The sequence below is a fragment of the Pseudomonas sp. GD04158 genome, from assembly GCF_029834875.1.
GTDB lineage: Bacteria > Pseudomonadota > Gammaproteobacteria > Pseudomonadales > Pseudomonadaceae > Aquipseudomonas > Aquipseudomonas hydrolytica.
Window position 1 is genome coordinate 53,771 of the sequence record NZ_JAODYT010000006.1, and the last position, 24,754, is coordinate 78,524.

At 63.1% G+C, this 24,754-nt stretch carries 23 protein-coding genes; 15 read left to right on the forward strand and 8 right to left on the reverse strand.

The window, feature by feature from the left end:
• Positions 1 to 148 precede the first annotated feature (148 nt).
• The 5 genes from serS to ftsK form a co-directional block, all read right to left on the reverse strand.
• Entirely contained in the window at positions 149 to 1,429 is a 1,281-nt protein-coding gene (gene serS, locus N7333_RS04195; RefSeq protein ID WP_129482610.1) for a serine--tRNA ligase, read from the reverse strand.
• A gap of 78 nt (positions 1,430 to 1,507) precedes the next feature.
• On the reverse strand, positions 1,508 to 1,888 hold the full coding sequence (gene crcB, locus N7333_RS04200; RefSeq protein ID WP_129482776.1) for a fluoride efflux transporter CrcB: 381 nt from the start codon (positions 1,886 to 1,888) through the stop codon (positions 1,508 to 1,510).
• Complete coding sequence (locus N7333_RS04205; protein WP_129482609.1) at positions 1,888 to 3,210, reverse strand: replication-associated recombination protein A; 1,323 nt, start codon at positions 3,208 to 3,210, stop codon at positions 1,888 to 1,890. The genes crcB and N7333_RS04205 overlap by 1 nt, the downstream gene beginning before the upstream one ends.
• A gap of 3 nt (positions 3,211 to 3,213) precedes the next feature.
• Positions 3,214 to 3,840, reverse strand: a complete 627-nt coding sequence (lolA, locus tag N7333_RS04210; RefSeq protein ID WP_003240650.1) for an outer membrane lipoprotein chaperone LolA — start codon at positions 3,838 to 3,840, stop codon at positions 3,214 to 3,216.
• A gap of 124 nt (positions 3,841 to 3,964) precedes the next feature.
• On the reverse strand, positions 3,965 to 6,397 hold the full coding sequence (gene ftsK / locus N7333_RS04215; RefSeq protein ID WP_080518504.1) for a DNA translocase FtsK: 2,433 nt from the start codon (positions 6,395 to 6,397) through the stop codon (positions 3,965 to 3,967).
• Between the two features lie 169 nt (positions 6,398 to 6,566).
• On the opposite strand from ftsK, the gene trxB reads away from it, so the two are divergent.
• The 4 genes from trxB (at position 6,567) to infA (ending at position 9,369) form a co-directional block, all read left to right on the forward strand.
• Positions 6,567 to 7,517, forward strand: coding sequence for a thioredoxin-disulfide reductase (gene trxB, locus N7333_RS04220; RefSeq protein ID WP_003240652.1), 951 nt, complete (start codon positions 6,567 to 6,569; stop codon positions 7,515 to 7,517).
• Between the two features lie 55 nt (positions 7,518 to 7,572).
• A complete protein-coding gene (gene aat / locus N7333_RS04225; protein ID WP_129484223.1) occupies positions 7,573 to 8,253 on the forward strand; it encodes a leucyl/phenylalanyl-tRNA--protein transferase in 681 nt (226 codons plus the stop codon).
• A gap of 54 nt (positions 8,254 to 8,307) precedes the next feature.
• The gene (locus tag N7333_RS04230) at positions 8,308 to 9,015 is read left to right on the forward strand and encodes an arginyltransferase (RefSeq protein ID WP_012018713.1); all 708 of its coding nucleotides are present in this window, start codon (positions 8,308 to 8,310) and stop codon (positions 9,013 to 9,015) included.
• A 135-nt stretch (positions 9,016 to 9,150) separates the two neighbouring features.
• A complete protein-coding gene (infA, locus tag N7333_RS04235; protein ID WP_002553999.1) occupies positions 9,151 to 9,369 on the forward strand; it encodes a translation initiation factor IF-1 in 219 nt (72 codons plus the stop codon).
• A 60-nt stretch (positions 9,370 to 9,429) separates the two neighbouring features.
• On the opposite strand, the gene clpA is transcribed toward infA, so the two are convergent.
• Complete coding sequence (gene clpA / locus N7333_RS04240) at positions 9,430 to 11,700, reverse strand: ATP-dependent Clp protease ATP-binding subunit ClpA (RefSeq protein WP_012018714.1); 2,271 nt, start codon at positions 11,698 to 11,700, stop codon at positions 9,430 to 9,432.
• Positions 11,701 to 11,729: 29 nt separating this feature from the next.
• Positions 11,730 to 12,092, reverse strand: a complete 363-nt coding sequence (gene clpS, locus N7333_RS04245; protein ID WP_003240656.1) for an ATP-dependent Clp protease adapter ClpS — start codon at positions 12,090 to 12,092, stop codon at positions 11,730 to 11,732.
• A 231-nt stretch (positions 12,093 to 12,323) separates the two neighbouring features.
• Here clpS and cspD point away from each other — a divergent pair, with 231 nt between their 5' ends.
• Positions 12,324 to 12,593 carry a cold shock domain-containing protein CspD gene (gene cspD, locus N7333_RS04250; RefSeq protein ID WP_012018715.1) on the forward strand — a complete coding sequence of 90 codons (270 nt, stop codon included), beginning with the start codon at positions 12,324 to 12,326 and terminating at the stop codon, positions 12,591 to 12,593.
• Between the two features lie 75 nt (positions 12,594 to 12,668).
• On the opposite strand, the gene icd is transcribed toward cspD, so the two are convergent.
• Entirely contained in the window at positions 12,669 to 13,925 is a 1,257-nt protein-coding gene (icd, locus tag N7333_RS04255) for an NADP-dependent isocitrate dehydrogenase (RefSeq protein ID WP_003240658.1), read from the reverse strand.
• Between the two features lie 361 nt (positions 13,926 to 14,286).
• Here icd and N7333_RS04260 point away from each other — a divergent pair, with 361 nt between their 5' ends.
• From N7333_RS04260 to N7333_RS04305, 10 genes are all read left to right on the forward strand, one after another.
• Positions 14,287 to 16,515 (forward strand): NADP-dependent isocitrate dehydrogenase, encoded by a 2,229-nt coding sequence (locus tag N7333_RS04260; protein ID WP_012018716.1) that lies wholly within the window; start codon positions 14,287 to 14,289, stop codon positions 16,513 to 16,515.
• Positions 16,516 to 16,627: 112 nt separating this feature from the next.
• A complete protein-coding gene (locus N7333_RS04265) occupies positions 16,628 to 17,068 on the forward strand; it encodes an NUDIX hydrolase (RefSeq protein WP_129483589.1) in 441 nt (146 codons plus the stop codon).
• Between the two features lie 128 nt (positions 17,069 to 17,196).
• Positions 17,197 to 18,309, forward strand: a complete 1,113-nt coding sequence (mnmA, locus tag N7333_RS04270) for a tRNA 2-thiouridine(34) synthase MnmA (RefSeq protein ID WP_129483590.1) — start codon at positions 17,197 to 17,199, stop codon at positions 18,307 to 18,309.
• Positions 18,306 to 18,926: a high frequency lysogenization protein HflD gene (gene hflD, locus N7333_RS04275; RefSeq protein ID WP_024308143.1), complete on the forward strand. Its 621-nt coding sequence runs from the start codon at positions 18,306 to 18,308 to the stop codon at positions 18,924 to 18,926. The genes mnmA and hflD overlap by 4 nt, the downstream gene beginning before the upstream one ends.
• Before the next feature lie 2 nt (positions 18,927 to 18,928).
• Positions 18,929 to 19,792, forward strand: a complete 864-nt coding sequence (locus N7333_RS04280) for a DMT family transporter (protein ID WP_090429016.1) — start codon at positions 18,929 to 18,931, stop codon at positions 19,790 to 19,792.
• A 148-nt stretch (positions 19,793 to 19,940) separates the two neighbouring features.
• Positions 19,941 to 21,311 (forward strand): adenylosuccinate lyase, encoded by a 1,371-nt coding sequence (gene purB / locus N7333_RS04285; RefSeq protein WP_129483591.1) that lies wholly within the window; start codon positions 19,941 to 19,943, stop codon positions 21,309 to 21,311.
• Between the two features lie 78 nt (positions 21,312 to 21,389).
• The gene (locus N7333_RS04290; RefSeq protein ID WP_012018721.1) at positions 21,390 to 22,556 is read left to right on the forward strand and encodes a cupin domain-containing protein; all 1,167 of its coding nucleotides are present in this window, start codon (positions 21,390 to 21,392) and stop codon (positions 22,554 to 22,556) included.
• Positions 22,549 to 22,974 carry a GNAT family N-acetyltransferase gene (locus N7333_RS04295; RefSeq protein ID WP_003240666.1) on the forward strand — a complete coding sequence of 142 codons (426 nt, stop codon included), beginning with the start codon at positions 22,549 to 22,551 and terminating at the stop codon, positions 22,972 to 22,974. Before N7333_RS04290 ends, N7333_RS04295 begins: the two co-directional genes overlap by 8 nt.
• 8 nt (positions 22,975 to 22,982) lie before the next feature.
• Positions 22,983 to 23,624 carry a histone acetyltransferase HPA2 gene (locus tag N7333_RS04300; protein ID WP_129483592.1) on the forward strand — a complete coding sequence of 214 codons (642 nt, stop codon included), beginning with the start codon at positions 22,983 to 22,985 and terminating at the stop codon, positions 23,622 to 23,624.
• Positions 23,621 to 24,430 (forward strand): secretin N-terminal domain-containing protein, encoded by an 810-nt coding sequence (locus tag N7333_RS04305; RefSeq protein ID WP_003240668.1) that lies wholly within the window; start codon positions 23,621 to 23,623, stop codon positions 24,428 to 24,430. Before N7333_RS04300 ends, N7333_RS04305 begins: the two co-directional genes overlap by 4 nt.
• Positions 24,431 to 24,754: the final 324 nt, after the last annotated feature.

Sequence of the window (24,754 nt, forward strand, 5' to 3'; positions counted from 1 at the left end):
GCAGGAGGACGTCCGTAGGGTGCGCCGCGCGCACCAACCTACGATGGAGGGCCTTGGTACGCACGGCGCACCCTACGCGCGGCGATCATCGCCAGGCCAAAAACGGGGCGGCCATTGCCACCCCGTATTCTGCACCGCGATCACCGGCTTAGCCGATCACCTCGATACCGCCCATATAGGGCTTGAGCACCTCGGGCACGCGGATGCTGCCGTCGGCCTGCTGGTAGTTCTCCAGCACGGCCACCAGGGTACGACCCACCGCCAGGCCGGAGCCGTTGAGGGTGTGCACCAGCTCCGGCTTGCCGGTTTCCGGGTTGCGGTAACGCGCCTGCATGCGGCGCGCCTGGAAGTCGCCACAGTTGGAGCAGGAGGAAATCTCGCGGTACTTGTCCTGGCTCGGCACCCAGACTTCCAGGTCGTAGGTCTTCACCGCGGAGAAGCCCATGTCGCCGGTGCACAGCGCCAGCTTGCGGTACGGCAGCTCGAGCAGTTGCAGCACACGCTCGGCGTTGGCAGTCATACCCTCCAGCGCCTCGAAGGACTCGGACGGCTCGACGATCTGCACCATCTCCACCTTGTCGAACTGGTGCTGGCGGATCATGCCGCGGGTGTCGCGACCGGAGGCGCCCGCCTCGCTGCGGAAGCACGGGGTATGGGCGACGAACTTCAGCGGCAGCTGCTTGGCATCGAGAATTTCACCGGCGACGATATTGGTCAGCGAGACTTCGGCAGTCGGGATCAGGTACAGATCGGCCTGGTCTTCACGACGGATCTTGAACAGGTCTTCCTCGAACTTCGGCAGCTGGCCGGTGCCCTGCAGTGCCGGGGCCTGCACCAGATACGGTGTGTAGGCCTCTTCGTAGCCGTGTTCGCCGGTGTGCAGGTTGATCATGAACTGCGCCAGGGCGCGATGCAGGCGGGCGATGGGGCCGCGCAGCAGAGCGAAACGCGCGCCGGACAGTTTGGCGGCGGTCTCGAAGTCCAGCCAGCCGTGCTGCTCGCCGAGGGCGACGTGATCCTTGATTTCGAAATCGAAGCTGCGCGGGGTGCCCCAGCGCGCCACCTCGACGTTGCCGTCCTCATCCGCGCCGACCGGCACGGACTCGTGCGGCAGGTTGGGGATGTTCAGCAGCAGGTTGTCCAGCTCGTTCTGGATGGCGTCCAGCTCGCGCTTGCCGGCTTCCAGATCGCTGCCCATCTGATCGACTTCCGCCAGCAGCGGTGCGATGTCCTCACCGCGCGCCTTGGCCTGGCCGATCGACTTGGAACGGCTGTTACGCTCGGCCTGCAGTTGCTCGGTGCGCACCTGCACCGACTTGCGCTGACTCTCCAGGGCCTCGAAGCGGGCGACGTCGAGGGCGAAGCCACGGGTAGCGAGGCGCTCGGCGATTTCGGTGAGTTGCGTGCGGACAAGTTTGGAATCGAGCATGTTCGGGTCTCAGGACAACGACGAAATGGTGATGGCCAGCAGTGTGGCGCGGGTTGTGGAGTGTAAAGCCTTAGCGGGTCAGGATGCCAATCGAGCCAGGGTCAGTCCTGCCCAGGCCGCCAGCAGACCGCCAAGGATGCTGAATGCCAGATAGCAGAAGGCTTCCACGGCGCGCCCGCCTTCCATCAGCTTGATGATTTCCAGACTGAAGGACGAAAAGGTGGTGAAACCGCCCAGCACACCGGTAATCAGGCCGGTACGCAGCTCCAGAGGCAGATCGCTGCGGGCCAGGAACAGGCCGGATAACAGGCCAATCAACAGGCAGCCAATGATGTTCGCGGCGAAGGTTCCCAGGTAGAAGTGCCGTGGCCAGTTGGCAGCGACCCAGCTCGCCAGCAGAAAGCGCATGACGGAGCCTGCCGCGCCCCCTGCGGCCACGGCGAGTGCAACGCGGATCATCATTTTCTTCTCTGCCTCGGGCTGCTGGCGTCCAGATTGCGCAGGTGCTGCAGTTTGTCGCGAATCTTCAGCTCCAGGCCGCGCGGCACCGGAACGTAGTACTGGCGCGGCTCCAGGGCTTCGGGAAAGTAGTCCTCGCCAGCGGCGTAGGCATCCGGCTCGTCATGGGCGTAGCGGTACTCCTCACCATAGCCAAGCTGCTTCATCAGCTTGGTCGGCGCATTGCGCAGGTGCAGCGGCACCTCCTGCGAGCCCTGCTCGGCGGCATCGCGCATGGCCGCCTTGAAGGCCATGTACAACGCGTTGCTCTTCGGCGCGCAGGCCAGATAGACAATGGCCTGAGCCACCGCCAGCTCGCCCTCGGGGCTGCCCAGACGCTCCTGCACATCCCAGGCGTTGAGGCACAGGGTCAGGGCGCGCGGGTCGGCGTTGCCGATGTCCTCGCTGGCCATGCGCACCACGCGCCGGGCGATATAGAGCGGGTCGCAGCCGCCATCGAGCATGCGTGCGTACCAGTACAGCGCGCCGTCCGGATTGGAACCGCGTACCGACTTGTGCAGGGCGGAAATCTGGTCATAGAACGCCTCACCGCCCTTGTCGAAGCGGCGGCGGCTGTCGCCCAGCAGGTTCTGCAGCAGCTCGACGCCGATTTCGCCACCGTCCTCGGCCAGGTCGGCGGCATTCTCGAGGAAGTTGAGCAAACGACGGCCGTCGCCATCCGCGGCAGCCAGAAGGATCTGAAAGGCCTCGTCCGGCAGGCTGAGATGGCGCTCGCCCAGGCCTTTCGGATCGGTCAAGGCGCGATTGACCAGCTTGCGCATCGCCGCCTCGTCCAGGCTTTTCAGCACATAGACGCGGGCGCGCGACAGCAGCGCGTTGTTCAGTTCGAACGAGGGGTTTTCCGTGGTGGCGCCGATGAAGATCAGCGTGCCGTCTTCCACATAGGGCAGAAAGGCGTCCTGCTGACTCTTGTTGAAGCGGTGCACCTCGTCGACGAAGAGGATGGTGCGCCGACCGTACTGGGCGGCGTGCTGCTGGGCGACCTCGACGGCCTGGCGAATCTCCTTGACCCCCGAAAGCACGGCCGAGATGGTCTCGAAATGCGCATCGGTGACCTTGGCCAGCAGGCGCGCCAGGGTGGTCTTGCCCACGCCGGGCGGCCCCCAGAAGATCATCGAATGCAGCGCGCCCTGCTCCAGCGCCTCACGCAGCGGCTTGCCCGGCGCCAGCACGTGCTCCTGCCCGACGTACTCGTCCAGGCTGGTGGCACGCAAACGCGCAGCCAGAGGCTGCGCGACGGGTTGGCGGCCGAACAGATCCACGGCTTACTCCTGGATGACGTCTGCGCCTTCCGGAATGTCGAAGGTGAACAGATGGTCTTCCACCGGCTCGTTCATCTTCACATTGAGGAACAGGATGTTGGTGCGCTGGCCGATGCTGTCGATCAGTTGCATGTCGTTGAGCATGCGATTGCGGAACGACAGGCGCAGGCTGTCGAACAGGCTGTCCTTGGCCTTGGGCTTGAGGATGAAGTCGACCACGCTGCCGCCTTCCTTGTAGTCGATCTCGAAGTTCTCGCGAATCTGCGACACGTCGCCGGACAGCAGCAGCGCCGGCGTATGAGTCAGGCGCTGATCGAGGCTCTGGATGGTCACCTGCTCCAGGTCCGGGTCGTACAGCCAGACCTTCTGGCCGTTGGAGACCAGCAGCTGCTCCATGGGCTCATCGGTGTGCCAGCGGAACAGGCCCGGACGCTTGAGCACCAGTTGCCCGGCGGTCTCCTGCAGCTGCGTGCCGCTGGCGTCGAGGGTCAGTTGGGAGAAACGCGCGCTGATGGTCTGCGCCTGGCTGAGCAGCTCGGTCAGGCGCTTGGTGGCCGCCTCTTCGTCGGCCTGGGCGGTCAGCAGGGTAAAACTCAGAGCAGCCAGCATCAGCAGGCGAATAACACGCATATAAACCCCTTGAGTCGTATGAGAATGGCGAGGCGACTCCGTACCTCGCACTGCTCGGCAGCACCTGAGCCGCCGTGAATCCTGTAGACCGCGAATTCAGCCGTTCATCCGCGACGCGCAACACTCAGTCACGTGATGAACCGGGCGCGAGTACCTCGCGCGAGCCGTTGGTATTCATCGAACTGACCACACCAGCCATCTCCATCGCCTCGATCATTCGCGCGGCGCGGTTGTAGCCGATCTTCAGCTTGCGCTGTACCGCGGAAATGGAGGCACGGCGGCTTTCCAGAACGAAGTTGACGGCCTCGTCGTACAGCGGGTCTTCCTCGCTGCCCTCGCCGCCTTCGCCACCGCCGCCACCTTCGAAGCCGCTGCCGCTTTCCTCGACACCGGCGAGAATGTCCTCGATGTAATCCGGCGCACCGCGCTGCTTCCAGGCCTCGACCACGCGATGCACTTCGTCATCGGAGACGAAGGCGCCATGCACACGAATCGGCAGACCGGTACCCGGCGGCAGGTAGAGCATATCGCCGTGGCCGAGCAGCTGTTCGGCACCGCCCTGGTCGAGAATGGTGCGCGAGTCGATCTTGCTCGACACCTGGAACGCCATGCGGGTGGGGATGTTGGCCTTGATCAGGCCGGTGATCACGTCCACCGACGGACGCTGGGTGGCGAGAATCAGGTGGATGCCGGCGGCACGCGCCTTCTGCGCGATACGCGCGATCAGTTCTTCGACCTTCTTGCCGACGATCATCATCATGTCGGCGAATTCGTCGACGACCACGACGATGGTCGGCAGCGTTTTCAGGTGCGGCGGCTCATCGTCCATCGACTCGCGCTTGTAGAGCGGATCATGCAACGGCGTACCGGCCTCGATGGCATCCTTCACCTTGCGGTTGAAGCCCGCCAGGTTACGCACCCCCATGGCCGCCATCAGCTTGTAACGGCGCTCCATCTCGGCGACCGACCAGCGCAGCGCGTTGGCCGCCTCCTTCATGTCGGTGACCACCGGGCACAGCAGGTGCGGAATGCCTTCATAGATCGACAGTTCCAGCATCTTCGGGTCGATCATGATCATCCGCGCCTCTTCCGGCGTGGACTTGAACAGCACCGACAGGATCATCGCATTGACGCCCACCGACTTACCGGAACCGGTGGTACCGGCCACCAGCAGGTGCGGCATCTTGGCCAGATCGGCAATCACCGGGCGCCCGCCAATATCGTGACCCAGGGCCAAGGTGACCGGCGATTTGGCGTCGTCGTATTCGCTCGAGGACAGCACCTCGGAGAAGCGCACGATCTGCCGGTCCTCGTTGGGCACCTCGATGCCCACGGTGGTCTTGCCGGGAATCACTTCGACCACGCGCACGCTGACCATGGCCATCGAGCGCGCAAGGTCCTTGGCCAGGTTGGAAATGCGGCTGACCTTGACGCCGGCGGCGGGCTGAATCTCGAAACGGGTAATCACCGGGCCGGGATGGACCGACTCGACCACCACGTCGACACCGAACTCCTTGAGCTTGATCTCCAGCAGGCGCGACATGGCCTCCAGCGACTCGGGGGAGAACTGCTTCTGCTTCTTCTCGGCGGCATCGAGGATGGAAATCGGCGGCAGGCTGCCTTCGATGGCGGTGTCGACGAACAGTGGCGCCTGTTTTTCCTTCAGCACGCGCTTGCTCGGCTCGGCCGCCTTCGGCGGTGCCGGCGGGGTGATCACCGGCGCGGGACGCTTCTCGCGCTCGCTCATGTGCTTGCTCAGGGACTCTTCGCGCTCGATCAGGCGCTCCTTGACCTTGGCCTGCTCACGACGATCCGACACCACCGGTGCGGCGACCTCGATGACGCGGTCATCCAGCTCGCGAAGCTGCGCAACCATCTGCTTGCGCTCGCTGCGGGCGTTCCACCAGCCGGTGATGGCGCCATGAATCAGCTCGATCAGGTCGAGGGTGATCTTGCCCGTCAGGTCCATCACGCGGAACCAGGACAGATCGGTGAAAACGGTCAGGCCGAACAGAAACAGAGCCAGGAACAGCAACGTGCTGCCCTGCACGTTCAGCGCATGCACGGCCAGGTCACCGAGACTGGCGCCGAGCATGCCGCCGCCGGAGCCCTGCATGCCGGCGGCTGCGCCGAAATGAATGTCGCCCAGAGCGGCGCCCGAGAGAATCAGGAATACCAGGCCAATGCTGTGCCAGGAAAACAACCAGCCGTTCCAGTGCCAGGGCTGATTACGCGTGCGGAACACCTGCCAGGTCTTGATGCCCAGCAGCAGCGGGAAAATGTAGGCGAAATACCCCAGGGCACCGAACAACGCGCTGGACAGCCAGGCGCCGATGCTGCCACCGGCATTGATGATGCGCTCGACCTGGACGCTATTGTCCCAGGCCGGATCGGCAGCGTTGTAGGTCAACAGCGCCATCAGCAGATACAGGCACATCGCGCCCAGGGCGATCAATGCGCCTTCCTTCAGTCGATACTGAAGCTTCTGACGCCAGTCGGTAATCTGGGTGGTGGAATTCTTCAAAACAGCCATTTCCTGCGCCCTGGGCGCGTCCATCTGATGGTTAACCGCAAAGGCGGATATTGTAGGGCCAGCCTGACGACTAGGCCAATTGCCAAGCTCCCGCACCCACCCTGCTTCGGTGTAGCATAGCCGCCAGCAGCTTCCATGCGGCTCAATTGGAGCACGCATTCTCTTTTGTGACAAAGGCTTATGGGGTTTTTTTATGAGCGAAGTCAAGCATTCCCGCCTGATCATCCTGGGCTCCGGCCCAGCGGGCTACAGCGCCGCCGTTTATGCCGCGCGCGCCAACCTCAAGCCTGTGGTCATCACCGGCATCCAGCCCGGCGGGCAGCTCACCACCACCACCGAAGTGGACAACTGGCCGGGTGACGTCGAAGGCCTCACCGGCCCGGCATTGATGGAGCGCATGCAGAAGCACGCCGAGCGCTTCGACACCGAGATCATCTACGACCATATCCACACCGCCGAGTTGCAGAGCCGCCCTTTCGTGCTCAAGGGCGATAGCGGCACCTACAGCTGCGACGCACTGATCATCGCCACCGGCGCCAGCGCCCAGTACCTCGGCCTGCCGTCGGAAGAAGCCTTCTCCGGCAAGGGCGTTTCCGCCTGCGCCACCTGCGATGGCTTCTTCTATCGCAACCAGGTGGTCGCCGTGATCGGTGGCGGCAACACCGCCGTTGAAGAAGCGCTTTATCTGTCGAACATCGCCAAGGAAGTGCACTTGGTGCACCGCCGCGACAAGCTGCGCTCGGAAAAGATTCTGCAGGACAAGCTGTTCGACAAGGTCGAGAACGGCAACATGCGCCTGCACTGGAACCACACCCTGGACGAAGTGCTGGGCGACCAGAGCGGCGTGACCGGTGTGCGCCTGAAAAGCACCCTCGACGGCAGCACCAAGGAACTGGCGCTGGCCGGCGTGTTCATCGCCATCGGCCACAAGCCCAATACCGAGCTGTTCGTCGGTCAGCTGGACATGCATGACGGCTACCTGAAGATCAAGGGCGGCAGCGAAGGCAATGCCACCGCCACCAGCATCGAGGGCGTATTCGCCGCCGGCGACGTGGCCGACCACGTCTACCGCCAGGCCATCACCTCGGCCGGCGCCGGCTGCATGGCCGCGCTGGATGTCGAGAAGTTCCTCGACAACAACTGAAGCACCAGGGCGAGCCACTGCGCTCGCCCTCCCCCGCCCCGCTGGACAACCGCGCATGCTGACCTGGCTGCAACGTGATTCTTTTCAGTTCCCGCCACTGGCCAAGGCCATGCGCGAACCCAATGGCCTGCTGGCGGCCGGCGGCGACCTGAGCGCCGAACGCCTGATCAGCGCCTATCGCCATGGCTGCTTTCCCTGGTTTCAGGACGGCCAGCCAATTCTCTGGTGGTCACCCGACCCGCGCACCGTACTGTTCCCGCAGGAACTCCACATATCTCGCAGCCTGGCCAAACTGCTGCGCCAACAGCGCTATCGCGTCACCTTCGATCAGGACTTCGCCGCCGTCATCGCTGCCTGCGCTGCACCGCGCGCTTATGCCGACGGCACTTGGATCACCCGCGGCATGCAGGAAGCCTATAGGCAGCTGCACCAGCGCGGCATCGCTCACTCGGTCGAGGTCTGGCAGGACGAGCAACTGGTGGGCGGCCTCTATGGCCTGGCCATCGGCCAGCTGTTCTTCGGCGAATCCATGTTCAGCCGCGCCGACAATGCTTCCAAGGTGGGTTTTGCCACGCTGGTCGGCAAGCTGCAGGAATGGGGCTTCGTGCTCATCGATTGCCAGATGCCCACCCAGCACCTGCACAGCTTCGGCGCCAGGGCCATACCCCGCGCGACGTTCGCCGACTATCTGCAGCGCCATCTCGACCTGCCCAGCCGAGCCGACTGGCTCGCCTAGTCGATCGAGCAAGCCTGGCTTACACTCTTTATCAGGCTTTCCCGAGACACCGCCATGACCGAGCTGGCCCGCCTGAAGTTCTATGCCACTCAGCCACATCCATGCAGCTATCTGCCCGCGGAGCAGGCCACCACCCTGTTTCTCGACCCCAGTCAGCCCATGGACGTGCTGGTCTATGCCGAGCTTTCGGAAATGGGCTTTCGCCGCAGCGGCGACCACCTCTACCGCCCACACTGCCAGCAGTGCACGGCTTGCATTCCGGCACGCATCCCGGCCGCCCTGTTCACACCCAATCGCCAGCAGCGACGCATTCTCAAGCGCAACGAAGACGTCAGCGTGCATCCCGTGCGCCCCGCCTTCACCGAGGAGTATTACGACCTCTACGTGCGCTACATAGAACAGCGCCACGCCGATGGCGACATGTACCCACCGAGCCGCGACCAGTTCTCCACCTTCCTCGTCCGCGACCTGCCGTTCTCGCGCTTCTATGAATTCCGCCTGGCGGGACGCCTGGTGGCCATCGCGGTGACCGACGTTCTGCCGAACGGTCTTTCGGCGGTCTACACCTTCTACGATCCGGCCGAAGAGCGCCGCAGCCTGGGGCGCTTCGCCATCCTCTGGCAGATCGGCGAGACCGCGCGCCTGGGGCTGGGGGCCGTCTACCTTGGTTACTGGATCAAGAACTGCCGCAAGATGAACTACAAGACCCAGTACCGGCCCATCGAACTGTTCGTCAATCAGCGCTGGACGCTTCTGACCTAATCACGCGCGCCCTCAAGGCAAGCCGAACAATCCAAGCCCCTTGGCGCAGCCTCCTGTTTTCGGGCACAATGCACGCCGCTTTTGCCTGGCGCCAGTTGCACCGGGCCATTTCCTGGATACCGAGGGCTTTACTGCATGTCGAAAGAAGACAGCTTCGAAATGGAAGGCACTGTCGTCGACACCCTGCCCAACACCATGTTCCGCGTGGAGTTGGAAAACGGGCACGTCGTTACCGCGCACATCTCCGGCAAGATGCGCAAGAACTACATCCGCATTCTCACTGGTGACAAGGTGCGCGTCGAGCTGACACCTTATGACTTGAGCAAGGGCCGCATCACCTACCGCGCCCGTTAAGCCAAGCACCAAACGAAAACGCCCGGCACTGCCGGGCGTTTTCGTTGGTGTTGCCTTCGATCAGGCGACTTCCGCCGTCGTCTCGTACTCGAAGCTCGGCTCGCCATCCTTGATGTCGATGTGCACCACGCCGCCATGCTCGGCCAGCTCGCCGAAGAGGATTTCCTCTGCCAGAGGGCGCTTGATCTTGTCCTGGATCAAACGCGCCATCGGCCTGGCGCCCATCATCACGTCGTAACCACGCTCGGCCAGCCAGCTGCGCGCCGCATCGCTGACCTCCAGGGTGACACGCTTGTCTTCCAGCTGCGCCTGCAGTTCGGTGAGGAACTTGTCGACGATGCTCTTGATCGTCTCGTGACTGAGGCGACCAAACTGGATGATGGTGTCCAGACGGTTGCGGAACTCCGGCGTGAAGCTCTTCTTGATCACTTCCATGGCATCGGTGGAATGATCCTGCTGGGTGAAGCCGATCGACGCACGCGAGGCGGTTTCCGCACCGGCGTTGGTGGTCATGATAAGGATCACGTTGCGGAAGTCCGCCTTGCGCCCGTTGTTGTCAGTCAGCGTGCCGTGGTCCATCACCTGCAGCAGCAGGTTGAAGACTTCCGGATGCGCCTTCTCGATCTCGTCGAGCAGCAGCACGCAGTGCGGCTGCTTGGTGATGGCCTCGGTGAGCAGACCGCCCTGATCGAAACCGACGTAGCCAGGCGGCGCGCCGATCAGACGGGAAACGGTATGCCGCTCCATGTACTCGGACATGTCGAAGCGCACCAGCTCGATGCCCATCGCCTTGGCCAACTGACGAGCCGCCTCGGTCTTGCCCACGCCGGTGGGACCGGCGAAGAGGAAGGAGCCGACCGGCTTGTCCGGCGCCTTGAGCCCGGCGCGCGACAGCTTGATCGCGGTGGCCAGCGAATCGATGGCGGCATCCTGACCGAACACGGTGAGCTTGAGATCACGCTCGAGGTTGCGCAGCAGCTCCTTGTCGGAGCTGGACACATGCTTCGGCGGAATCCGCGCGATCTTGGCGACGATGTCCTCGACCTGCGCCACGTCGATGCGCGGCACACGCTTGTCTTCCGGCTGCAGGCGCTGATAGGCGCCGGCTTCGTCGATCACGTCGATGGCCTTGTCCGGCATATGCCGGTCGTTGATGTAGCGCGCAGCCAGCTCGGCCGCGGCGCGCAGGGCCTCATCGCTGTACTCGATATGGTGATGCTGCTCGAAACGCGCCTTGAGCCCCTTGAGGATGCCGACGGTGTCCTCCACAGACGGTTCGACCACGTCGACCTTCTGGAAGCGCCGCGCCAAAGCGCGATCCTTCTCGAAGATGCCGCGAAATTCCTGGAAGGTGGTGGAACCGATGCAGCGAATCTCGCCAGAGGACAGCATCGGCTTGAGCAGGTTGGAGGCATCCATTACCCCACCCGATGCAGCACCGGCACCGATGATGGTGTGGATCTCGTCGATGAACAGAATGGCATGCGGACGCTTGCGCAGCTCATTGAGCAGCGCCTTGAAGCGCTTCTCGAAGTCGCCGCGGTACTTGGTCCCGGCCAGCAGCGCACCAAGGTCCAGGGAATAGACCACGCTGTCGGCCAGCAGATCGGGCACCTGCTCGTCGACGATACGCTTGGCCAGGCCCTCGGCGATGGCGGTCTTGCCGACACCGGCCTCACCCACCAGCAGCGGGTTGTTCTTGCGCCGACGGGCGAGAATCTGCGCTACGCGCTCGACCTCATGCTCGCGACCGACCAGCGGATCGATACGCCCCTGGCGCGCCAGCTCGTTGAGGTTGCTGGCGTAGGCATCCAGCGGGTTGCCGGAGGTGGACGACTCGCCACCCTCCTCGTCCTGCATGTCCTGGTCGTGCTCATGCTGATCGCCATGGCCAGGGACCTTGGAAATACCGTGAGCGATGTAGTTGACCACGTCGATACGGGCCACGCTCTGCTGCTTGAGCAGGAACACGGCCTGACTTTCCTGCTCGCTGAAGATCGCCACCAGCACGTTGGCGCCGGTCACTTCACGCTTGCCGGAACTCTGCACGTGGAACACTGCACGCTGCAGCACGCGCTGGAAGCCCAGGGTCGGCTGGGTTTCGCGCTCCTCGTCGTGCTGCGGAATCAGTGGCGTGGTGGAGTCGATGAACTCCTGCAGATCATGGCGCAGCTTGTCGAGATTGGCCCCGCAGGCCCGCAGTACACTGGCCGCAGCTTCGTTATCCAGCAAGGCGAGCAGCAGATGCTCGACCGTCATGAATTCATGACGTTTGGCACGGGCCTCCTTGAAAGCCAGATTGAGGGTGACTTCGAGCTCTCGATTCAACATAGCTTCACCTCATACCCAAGTGGCCGGCGTTAACCGTCCTTCTCTATTTCACAGAGTAGCGGATGCTGACTCTCCCGCGCGTACTGGTTGACCTGCATTGCCTTGGTCTCCGCAATATCGCGGGTATACACGCCACATACCGCACGTCCTTCTGTATGGACGGTCAGCATGATCTTGGTCGCCAGCTCCCGGTTCATGCCGAAAAAGGTTTCAAGCACTTCGACGACAAAATCCATCGGGGTGTAGTCGTCATTGAATAAGACCACCTTGTACATCGGTGGTGCCTGCAATGCTGGCTTGGATTCCTGGACAGCGATACCGGACGAGTCGTCCTCATGCTCTGCCGGGTGATCCTGATTGAATGTTAGTCGAATCTGGCTACTTGCATGCATGCTGGAATCAGAGGTTCGGGGCCGGACGAACAGGGATGCTAGAGGGAGTTTGACTGAGTTCTCAGCCGTCCGCCGTATAGCCTTGACTATCGGCAAAAGGGTGTTACAAACAATGAATACCCATTGGTGGGTATCCGGGGTTCCACGCCTTCGCCCAGCCTGGTCGGTTATCGCGCGGAATCGAAGTGGATGATACTCCAGAGATGGAGTCCTTTGCAGAGGGATATCAGCATGCTCAGTGGTAAGGTCAAGTGGTTCAACAACGCCAAGGGCTATGGATTCATCCTGGCCGATGGCCGAGATGAGGACCTGTTCGCCCACTACTCGGCCATCCAGATGGACGGTTATAAAACACTCAAGGCCGGCCAGCCGGTCCGCTTCGAGATCGTGCAAGGCCCCAAAGGACTGCATGCGGTCAATATCAGCGCGGTTACCGCCACCCAGGACGCCCCAGCGGCCGTACCCCAGGCGCAAAATATCGCGAGCACTGTCGAAGTCTGAGTACCCTGGCAAGTCGCCATGAAAAGGCCGGTCATGTGACCGGCCTTTTTTTCACGCTCTGAACCGATCTGCCGATCACATGTGGCTGATCATCGCATCGCCGAATTCGGAGCAGGACATCAGTTTCGCTCCCTCCATCAGACGCTCGAAGTCATAGGTCACGGTCTTGGCGGCGATGGCGCCGTTGGTGCCCTTGATGATCAGATCGGCCGCCTCGCTCCAGCCCATGTGGCGCAGCATCATCTCCGCAGAGAGAATGACCGAGCCCGGGTTGACCTTGTCCTGACCGGCATACTTCGGCGCGGTACCGTGAGTAGCCTCGAACATGGCCACCGAATCGGACAGGTTGGCGCCGGGCGCGATACCGATGCCACCGACTTCGGCCGCCAGTGCGTCGGAGAGGTAGTCACCGTTGAGGTTGAGGGTGGCGATCACGTCGTACTCGGCCGGACGCAGCAGGATCTGCTGCAGCATGGCATCGGCGATCACGTCCTTGACCACGATGTTCTTGCCGGTACGCGGGTTCTTGAACTGCATCCAGGGGCCGCCATCGAGCAGCTCGGCGCCGAACTCCTCGCGAGCGATCTCGTAACCCCATTCCTTGAAGGCACCCTCGGTGAACTTCATGATGTTGCCCTTGTGCACCAGGGTCACCGAGCTGCGGTCGTTGTCCACTGCGTACTGCAGGGCCTTGCGCACCAGGCGCTTGGTGCCTGCCTCGGAAACCGGCTTGATGCCGATACCGCACATGTCGGTGAAGCGGATCTTCTTGACGCCCATTTCCTCGGTGAGGAACTTGATGACCTTCTCGGCCTCGGGGCTGCCGGCCTTCCACTCCACGCCGGCATAGATGTCTTCGGAGTTCTCGCGGAAGATCACCATGTCCACATCACCCGGCTTTTTCACCGGGCTGGGTACGCCCTCGAACCAGCGCACCGGACGCAGGCAGACATAGAGGTCGAGCTCCTGACGCAAGGCCACGTTCAGCGAACGAATGCCGCCGCCAACAGGCGTGGTCAACGGGCCTTTGATCGAGACCACGTAATCACGTACGGCCTCGAGGGTTTCTTTCGGCAGCCAGGTGTCCTGATCGTAAACCTGAGTGGCCTTCTCACCGGCGTAAACTTCCATCCAGGAGATCTTGCGGGCGCCGCCATAGGCTTTTTCGACGGCAGCGTCGACGACCTTGATCATCACCGGGGAAATATCGACGCCGATACCGTCACCCTCGATGAACGGGATGATCGGATTGTTCGGAACGTTCAGCGACATATCGGCATTGACGGTAATTTTGTCACCGCTGGCTGGCACCTGGATCTTTTGGTATCCCATGCTGGACTCCATCTTGTGGTTAGGCAGTGTGCATCCCCGAGAGTAGCGCAATCCCGTCGGGCGAGACACATGTGCAAAGGTCTTATTCAACTGGGCATTCTGCGGCGAGGTGCCGCAGTGGTATACTGCTTAGGTGACTAACGAGTCATAAGGGGCCACTTGCCTGGAACCAGGCAGCAACCTCTTGAAACCGGTAAACGGCCACCACTGTCTGCCGGATCGAAATGCTCGACACTCTACGGGTGCATCCAACATCACCGCGGCGAGTCCTCGACCCGGCCCCGCCACCATGGGGTCCAGGCGCCTACCCGCGCAGGTCGAGTTTCTATGCGCGCTCAGCAAAGAAGAGAGTTAACGCTAAATGTCCACCCCTTCGAAGATCATCTACACCTTCACCGACGAAGCTCCGGCCCTTGCTACCTATTCGCTTCTGCCCATTGTAGAAGCCTTTGCCGCATCGGCTGACATCTCCGTTGAAACCCGCGACATCTCTCTTGCTGGACGGATCCTGGCAAGCTTTGCTGACCGCCTGGACGCCGACAAGCGCATCGATGACGACCTGGCCAAACTGGCCGAGCTGACCCTGCAGCCGGACGCCAACATCATCAAACTGCCGAACATCAGCGCCTCCGTACCCCAGCTCAAGGCTGCCATCGCCGAGCTGCAGGCCCAGGGCTACAACATTCCCGATTTCCCGGAAGATCCGCAGAGCGAAGAAGACAAGGAAGTGCGCGCGCGCTACGCCAAGGTGCTGGGCAGCGCGGTGAACCCGGTGCTGCGCGAAGGCAACTCCGACCGCCGCGCGCCGGCCGCGGTCAAGGCCTATGCGCGCAAGCACCCGCACAGCATGGGCAAGTGGAGCATGGCTTCGCAGTCCCACGCCGACTACATGCGCGGCGGCGACTTCTTCTCCAGCGAGCAGTCGATCACCATGGCCAAGGCCGGTGACGTGCGCATCGAGTTCGTCGGCAAGGACGGCAAGGTTGAGGTCAAGAAGCAACTGGCCCTGCAGGAAGGCGAAGTGTTCGACAGCATGTTCATGAGCTGCCGCAAGCTGCGTGACTTCTTCGAGAAGACCCTGCAGGACTGCAAGGAAACCGGCGTGATGTGGTCCCTGCACGTCAAGGCGACCATGATGAAGGTCTCCCACCCGATCGTCTTCGGCCACGCGGTCAGCGTTTACTACAAGGACGTGTTCGACAAGTACGGCGAGCTGTTCAAAGAGCTGGGCGTCAACCCGAACAACGGCATCAGCAGCGTCTACGACAAGATCAAGGCCCTGCCCGCCTCGCAGCAGGAAGAGATCCTGCACGACATCCACGAGGTCTACAGCCATCGCCCGGAAATGGCCATGGTCGACTCGGTCAAGGGCATCACCAACCTGCACATCCCGAGCGACGTGATCGTCGACGCCTCGATGCCGGCGATGATCCGCAACTCCGGGCAGATGTGGGGCAAGGACGGCAAGCAGAAAGACACCAAGGCCGTCATGCCTGAGAGCACCTATGCGCGCATCTACCAGGAAATGATCAACTTCTGCAAAACCAACGGTGCGTTCGACCCGACCACCATGGGCAGCGTGCCGAACGTCGGCCTGATGGCGCAGAAGGCCGAGGAATACGGCTCCCACGACAAGACCTTCGAAATGACCGCTGACGGCACCATGCGCGTCGTCGCTGCCGACGGCACCGTGCTGATGCAGCACCAGGTCGAAGCCGGCGACATCTGGCGCGCCTGCCAGACCAAGGACGCGCCGATCCGCGACTGGGTCAAGCTGGCCGTTACCCGCGCCCGTCAGTCCAACACCCCGGCGATCTTCTGGCTGGACCCGGAGCGCGCTCACGATCGCGAGCTGCAGAAGAAGGTCGAGCTGTACCTCAAGGACCACGATCTGACCGGCCTGGACATCCGCATGATGGGCTACAACGAAGCCATCCGCGTATCCATGGAGCGCATGATTCGTGGCCTGGACACCATCTCGGTGACCGGCAACGTATTGCGTGACTACCTGACCGACCTGTTCCCGATCATGGAGCTGGGCACCTCGGCCAAGATGCTGTCCATCGTTCCGCTGATGGCGGGCGGCGGCATGTACGAGACCGGTGCCGGCGGCTCGGCGCCCAAGCACGTGCAGCAGCTGGTCGAAGAGAACTACCTGCGCTGGGACTCCCTGGGCGAGTTCCTGGCCCTGGCCGTGTCGCTGGAAGAAACCGGCATCAAGACCAACAACGCCAAGGCCAAGGTACTGGGCAAGACCCTGGACCAGGCCACCGGCAAGCTGCTGGACAACAACAAGTCCCCGGCGCGCAAGGTGGGTGAGATCGACAACCGCGGCAGCCACTTCTACCTGGCGCTGTACTGGGCCCAGGCCCTGGCCGAGCAGAACGACGATGCCGAGCTGAAGGCTCACTTCGCCCCGCTGGCCAAGCAGCTGACCGAGCAGGAAGCGACCATCGTTGGCGAACTGGCTGCCGTACAGGGCAAGCCGGTCGACATCGGAGGCTACTACCGCTCCAACCCCGAGCTGACCAGCCAGGTGATGCGCCCCAGCGCCACCTTCAACGCGGCCCTGGCTGCGCTGAATGCCTGATCAGGCTTGAGTGTCAGAAGAACCCCGGCCTGGTGCCGGGGTTCTTTATTTATGGATACGGACAATCGCTCCTGCGGGGCTCGTCCAGCAAACAGTACCGGAGAACGCGAAGATGGAATGGCAACCCCATATCACCGTGGCCACGGTAATCGAAGACGATGGCCGTTTTCTGTTAGTCGAAGAATTCAAGGCTGGCCGCATGGTGCTCAACCAGCCGGCCGGCCATCTGGAAGCCAACGAATCGCTGCGCGAGGCGGCGCTGCGCGAAACCCTTGAGGAAACCGGCTGGGAGGTCGAACTCACCGGCCTGCTCGGCATCTACCTCTATACCGCCCCGAGCAACGGCGTGACCTACCAGCGCGTGTGCTTCAGCGCCCGCCCCGTGCACCATGACCCCGCGCGCGAGCTGGACAGCGACATCAGCGGCATCACCTGGCTGACCCGCGACGAGCTGGCGGTGCAACCCGAGCGCTGGCGCAGCGAGCTGGTGTTGCGTTGCGTGGATGATTACCTGGCCGGCATAAACGGACCGCTGGAGCTGGTGCGCGATTGAACGCGAGCATATGCCGTTGCGCAGGGTTGCGCCGTGCGCACCACGGACACCGTGGCAAGTGCTCGGTGCGCATAGCGCACCCTACCTGTTAAACTCGACAACTTTTCAGGCTTCACTCGCAGATTCCCATGCAAGCACCTAGCACCCAACGCGTGATCGTCGGCATGTCCGGCGGCGTCGACTCGTCCGTTTCCGCCCTGCTGTTGATGGAGCAGGGTTACCAGGTCGAAGGCCTGTTCATGAAGAACTGGGACGAAGACGACGGCACCGAATACTGCACTGCCATGGACGACCTGGCCGACGCCCAAGCCGTATGCGACCGCATCGGCATCAAGCTGCACACCGCCAACTTCGCCGCCGAGTACTGGGACAACGTGTTCGAGCATTTCCTGGCCGAATACAAGGCCGGACGTACGCCGAACCCGGACATCCTGTGCAACCGCGAGATCAAGTTCAAAGCCTTCCTCGACTACGCCCTGTCGCTCGGTGCCGACCTGATCGCCACCGGCCACTACGTGCGCCGTCGCGATATCGAGGGCCGTACCGAGCTGCTCAAGGGCCTGGACCCGAACAAGGACCAGAGCTACTTCCTGCACGCCGTCGGTGGCGAGCAGATCGCCAAGACCCTGTTCCCGGTCGGCGAGCTGGAGAAGCCGCAGGTACGCGCCATTGCCGAAAAATACGAGCTGGCCACGGCGAAGAAGAAGGACTCCACCGGCATCTGCTTCATTGGCGAACGCCGCTTCAGCGACTTCCTCAAGCAGTACCTGCCGGCACAGCCGGGTGACATCGAAACCACCGAAGGTCAGGTCATCGGCCGTCATCACGGCCTGATGTACCACACCATTGGCCAGCGCCAGGGCTTGGGCATCGGTGGCCTCAAGGATGCCGGCGACGATCCCTGGTACGTGCTGCGCAAGGACCTGACGCGCAACGTGCTGATCGTCGGCCAGGGTAACGAACACCCCTGGCTGTTCTCCCGCGCCCTGCTCGCCTCGGACATCTACTGGGTCAACCCCGTGGACCTGAGCACGCCGCGCCGCCTCACGGCCAAGGTGCGTTACCGCCAGAGCGATCAAAGCTGCACTCTGGAGAAGACCGAGAACGGCTATCGCGCCGTGTTCGACGAGCCGCAGCGCGCCGTTACCCCGGGTCAGTCCGTGGTGTTCTACGACGGTGAGGTGTGCCTCGGCGGCGGCGTGATCGAAACCGCGCAAGCCTGGTACGAGGACGCCCGATGACTCCGATGCAGGAACAGCTGGTCGCGCTCGGCGCGGTATTCGAAGCCGCCGTGCTGGCCGACAAGATCGCCCGCACCGGCCAGGTCAGCGAAGCCTCGATGAGCTGCATGCTCGGCAGCCTGCTGGTGCGCGATCCGCAAACCACGCTGGACGTCTACGGCGGCGACGATCTCAACCTGCGTGATGGCTATCGCGCGCTGATCAGTTCGCTGGAACGCAACCCGTCCGCCCTGCAGCGCGAGCCGCTGCGCTACTCCCTGGCAATGATCGGCCTGGAGCGCCAACTGGACAAGCGCAGCGACATGCTGCAGATCATGGGCAGCCGCCTGGACCAGATCCAGCAACAGGTCGAGCATTTCGGCCTGGTCCACGACAATGTCATCGCCGCCTGCGGCGGCCTGTACCAGGACACCATCAGCACCTTCCGCCAGCGCATCCAGGTGCACGGCGACATGCGCTTCCTGCAGCAGCCGAACAACGCAGCGAAGATCCGCGCCCTGCTGCTCGCAGGCATTCGCTCGGCGCGCCTGTGGCGTCAGCTCGGCGGCCACCGCTGGCAGCTGGTGTTCAGCCGCGGCAAGCTGCTCAAGGCGCTCTACGACATGACGCGAAACTGACCATGGAGCCCGCCAGCCGCAGCGTCAAACCCCTTCAGGGTGCCCTGCTGCTGGCACTCTCGGCGCTGCTGTTCGCCTTCACCGGAGTCGGCATTCGCGAGGTCTCCGCCAGCGTCAACAACGAGTCGGTGGTGTTCTTCCGCAACCTGGTCGGCGTGCTGTTCTTTTTGCCGCTGCTGCTGGTGCGCGGCGTCCGTCCGCTGCGCACGACCCGCCTGAAGTCCCACCTGTGGCGCACCACCTACGGCCTCGCGGCGATGTACTGCTTCTTCTACGCCATCGCCCACCTCCCCCTGGCCGACGCCATGCTGTTCACCTACTCGGCGCCGGTGTTCACCCCGCTGATCGCGCATATCTGGCTCAAGGAACCGCTGACCCGGCGCATGCTGATCAGCAGCCTGATCGGCCTGTGCGGGGTGCTGCTGGTGGCCAAACCCAGCGCCGCACTGTTCGAAGGTGCAGCCCTGGTCGGTCTGGCGGCCAGCCTGCTGGCCGCATTCGCCTTCGTTTCCATCCGCGAGATGAGCGACAGCGAGCCAGCGACGCGCATCGTCTTCTATTTCTCGCTGTTCAGCGCGCTGTTTTCCGCCATCCCGCTGACCTGGAGCTGGCAACCGCTCGATGCCACGCAACTGAGCTGGCTGCTGGGCATCGGCCTGCTGGCCACCGCCAGCCAGGTGATCATGTCGCGCGCCTATGGCCTGGCGCCGCCCGGGCTGATCGGCCCGGTCGCCTACCTGGCCATCGTCTTCGCCGGCATCATCGCCTGGCTGCTCTGGGGCGAGACGCCGGACAGCCTCTCGCTGCTCGGCGCGGCGCTGATCTTTGCCGCCAGTCTGTTATCGGTCGCCAGGCGCAGGGCATAGGCGGCCAAGCGTCGGTTTTCATGTATGATATGCGCCCTTTTCGTCAGAGGTCGTCCCGGCGCCTGAGCTAGAGCCCGCTTCATCGAAGCCGGCGCGATGCGCAGCGATCCAGGATGGCTTTTCAGCCCGACAGCCCGAGAACGCCTACATGCAGCTTTCCTCGCTCACCGCGGTTTCCCCCGTCGACGGCCGCTACGCCGGCAAAACCAGCGCCCTGCGCCCCATCTTCAGCGAATACGGCCTGATCCGTAGCCGCGTACTGGTCGAAGTGCGCTGGCTGCAGCGCCTGGCCGCCCAGGAAGGCATCCCGGAAGTCGCGCCCTTCTCCGCCGAAGCCAACGCCCTGCTCAACGAGCTGGCCGAGAACTTCGCCGTCGAGCACGCCGAGCGCGTCAAGGAAATCGAGCGCACCACCAACCACGACGTCAAGGCCGTGGAATACCTGCTCAAGGAGCAGGCCGCCAAGCTGCCGGAGCTGGACAAGGTCAGCGAGTTCATCCATTTCGCCTGCACCAGCGAGGACATCAACAACCTGTCCCACGCCCTGATGCTGCGCGAAGGCCGCGACAACGTACTGCTGCCGCTGATGAAGCAACTGGCAGGCGCCATCCGCGAGCTGGCGGTGAAGTTCGCCGACGTGCCGATGCTGTCGCGCACCCACGGCCAGCCGGCCTCGCCGACCACGCTGGGCAAGGAACTGGCCAACGTCGTCTACCGCCTGGAGCGGCAGATCGCTCAGGTCGCTGCCGTGCCGCTGCTGGGCAAGATCAACGGCGCCGTGGGCAACTACAACGCGCACCTGTCGGCCTACCCGAGCATCGACTGGGAAGCCAACGCCCGTCAGTTCATCGAAGGTGACCTGGGCCTGACCTGGAACCCCTACACCACCCAGATCGAGCCGCACGACTACATCGCCGAGCTGTTCGACGCCATTGCCCGCTTCAACACCATCCTGATCGACTTCGACCGCGACGTCTGGGGCTATATCTCCCTCGGCTACTTCAAGCAGAAGACCGTGGCTGGCGAGATTGGCTCCTCGACCATGCCGCACAAGGTCAACCCGATCGACTTCGAGAACTCCGAAGGCAATCTGGGCATCGCCAACGCGATCTTCCAGCACCTGGCCAGCAAGCTGCCGATCTCCCGCTGGCAGCGCGACCTGACCGACTCCACCGTGCTGCGCAACCTGGGTGTCGGCTTCGCGCACAGCGTCATCGCTTATGAGGCAAGCCTCAAGGGAATCAGCAAGTTGGAGCTCAATGCTCAACGTATTTCAGAGGATCTGGACGCCTGCTGGGAAGTGCTCGCCGAGCCGATCCAGACCGTGATGCGCCGCTACGCCATCGAGAACCCGTACGAGAAGCTCAAGGAGCTGACCCGCGGCAAGGGCATCAGCCCCGAGGCCCTGCTGGCCTTCATCGACGGCCTGGACATGCCGGCCGCCGCCAAGGAAGAGCTCAAGCAACTGACCCCGGCGCGCTACATCGGTAACGCCGTGGCCCAGGCCAAGCGCATCTGAGCGACACCAGCCTCGAGGACGCCCGGCTGAGCCGGGCGTTTTTGTTTTAAGGTTTTTATTCATTTCAAGGGCTTACTGATGAATCCTGATACTCCGCTGCAATTGCTGGGTGGCCTCACAGCCCGTGAATTCCTGCGCGACTACTGGCAGAAGAAACCGCTGCTGGTGCGCCAGGCCATTCCCGACTTCGAAAGCCCGATCAGCCCGGACGAACTGGCCGGCCTGGCGCTGGAAGAGGAAGTCGAGTCGCGCCTGGTGATCGAGCATGGCGAGCGCCCCTGGGAACTGCAGCGTGGCCCGTTCAACGAAGACACCTTCCAGGATCTGCCCGAGCGCGACTGGACCCTGCTGGTCCAGGCCGTCGATCAGTTCGTCCCGGAAGTGGCCGAGCTGCTGGAGGACTTCAAGTTCCTGCCCAAGTGGCGCATCGACGATCTGATGATCAGCTTCGCCGCGCCCGGCGGCGGCGTCGGCCCGCATTTCGACAACTACGACGTATTCCTGCTGCAGGCTCACGGTCATCGCCGCTGGCAGATCGGCCAGATGTGCGATTCCGACAGCCCGCTGCTCCCCCACGCCGATCTGAAGATCCTGGCCGAATTCGAACCAACCGATGAATGGGTGCTGGCACCCGGCGACATGCTCTACCTGCCGCCATGCCTCGCCCACTGTGGCACCGCTGAGGATGATTGCATGACTTATTCCGTGGGCTTCCGCGCGCCGAGCGCCGCCGAAGTACTGACCCATTTCACCGATTTCCTCGGCCAGTTCCTGCCCGACGAAGAGCGCTACAGCGATGCCGACATCCAGCCGAGCGAGGATCCCAACCAGATCCAGCGCGACGCCCTGGAGCGCCTCAAGGCCCTGCTCAACGAGCACATGAGCGACGAGCGCCTGCTGATGACCTGGTTCGGCCAGTTCATGACCGAGCCCAAGTACCCGGAGCTGGTCGCCGGCATCGAGATCGAGGAGGAAGATTTCCTCGGCGCCCTGGAAGATGGCGCGATCCTCATCCGCAACCCCAGCGCACGCATGGCCTGGTCGGAAGTCGGTGACGACCTGGTGCTGTTCGCCAGCGGCCAGAGCCGCCTGGTTTCGACCAGCCTGCGCGAGCTGCTGAAGCTGATCTGCAGCGCTGACGCGTTACATGTGGAAAACCTCGGTGCCTGGCTGGCCGATGACGAGGGGCGTACCCTGCTATGGGAACTGGTCAAACAGGGCAGCCTGGGGTTCGCCGATGAGTGAGATCACCGTCCGCGTCGCGGACTGGCATAGGGACAATGCCGAGCTTCGCCGCATCCGCGACAGCGTGTTCGTCGCCGAGCAATCGGTGCCGCCGGAACTGGAGTGGGACGCCGAAGACACCGACGCCGTGCACTTTCTCGCCGAAGAAGGTGATTACGCGGTGGGCACCGCACGCCTGCTGCCGGACGGTCACATCGGCCGCGTTTCGGTGCTCAAGGACTGGCGCGGCCTCAAGGTCGGCGAAACCCTGATGCAGGCGGTGATCGCCGAAGCGGAAAAGCGCGGCCTGCGTCAGCAAATGCTCACCGCTCAGGTGCACGCCACGCCGTTCTATGAAAGGCTAGGCTTCAGGATTGTCAGCGACGAGTACCTCGACGCCGGCATACCGCACGTGGATATGGTGCGCACCAGCCAGTAGAGGCCCCGATGAACGAAAAAGACGCCCCGGTCGAACCGATCGATACGCCAGAAGCCATTGAGCTGGCAGCCATCGAATTCGAGTCGCCGGGGCGTTTTGCCGTGCACAACCCGCAGTCCGTGACGCCGGATGCGGCGCAATGGGAGCCGGCGCCCTTCATCCTCGGTCAGCACGAGCACCTGGAACGCTTCAGCCAGCCGCAGGAGGCGCGCGCTCACGTGCTGGCACTGATCCAGCAGGCCCAGCGCAGCCTGTGCCTTTACAGCGACGACCTGGAGCCCTGGCTCTATCACCACAGCAGCGTGCAGCATGCCTGCACCCGCTTTCTGCTGAGCAGCCCGCGTGCGCGCCTGCGCATCCTGCTGCGCGATCCGACCCGTGCCGTGAAGGAAGGTCACCGGCTACTCAGCCTGTCTCGCCGCTTGTCGTCGAATCTGCATATCCGCAAACTCAACCCGGACCATGCCAGCGAGGAGCTGGCCTACCTGATTGCCGACGACCGAGGGCTGCTGTTACGCCCGGAGCTCGACCAGCAGTCCGGCTATACCCTGTACAACGACCCGGCGCGCGTTCGTCAGCGCCAGGCCCAGTTCGACCAGGCCTGGGACACCAGCATCACCGACCCCGATCTGCGGAGCTTTCTGCTATGACCCTGCGCACGCTGTTCGCCGCCCTGCTTCTCGGCCTGTGCCTGCCGCTGCACGCGGCTACCGAGGTGATTCCGCTGAACTACCGCACCGCCGACGATGTGCTTGGCGTGGTGCAGTCGATGCTCGGCAACGAGGGCAAGGTCAGCGCCTACGGCAACCAGCTGATCGTCAATGCTTCACCCGCCAAGATCGGCGAGATTCGCGTGCTCCTGCAGCAGCTCGACACCCGTCCTCGCCGCCTGCTGATCACGGTCGAAAGCGCCGACAGCAGCTACCAGAACGACCGCGGCTATCGGGTCGACGGCACGCTCAGCGCCGGCAATGCCGAGGTGCAGGTCGGCCGTGGCGAAGTGAACGGCCGCGACCAGGTGCGCATAATTCGTCGCAGCACTGACAGTCGTGGCGGCGGCACCCAGCAGGTACAGGCCACCGAAGGTTATCCGGCGCTGATCCAGGTCGGCCAGAGCGTGCCGCTGACCACCACCAGCACCGGCCCCTACGGGCGGATCTATCAGGACACCCAGTACCGCGACGTCACCCGAGGCTTCTACGTAACGGCCAGCCTCTCCGGCGAACTGGTGCATGTGGCCATCAGCAGTCAGCGTGATCGCGTCAACAGCAACCGCCCAGATGTGATCGACGTGCAGAGCACCGACACCCGCGTCAGCGGCCGACTCGGCGAATGGATCACCCTTGGCGGAGTCAGCGAGGACACCAGCTCCAGCGGCCGCGACGTGCTGCGTAGGCACACCACCCAGGGCCGCGAAGACATGTCGCTGCGGATCAAGGTCGAGGCGCTCGACTGACGCCACCGACCAAAGTCGAATGCATTTTCCTCACAAGAACGATGGACAACACGCGCAACCCGCAAAACCGCTGAAACGCCCGCCTCATGGGCTGCCATGCGTGACCAGCCAGTCGTCTCCTGAATATGTAGTAGTCTGAAAAAACCACTACAAAACGTTTGACGAAGCATTTCTCGAGAGGCATGATGGCCTCGCTCCCGCTAGCCAGGGGTCCTGAAAAGGATCTCCAGATCGTTCACGAAGTACTTCGTAACGGTCCGTGTCCCAACAGCCCACAAGGCCGTACGACGAGGTTGCGACTGGAACGAAGTTGTCCTGAGGGAC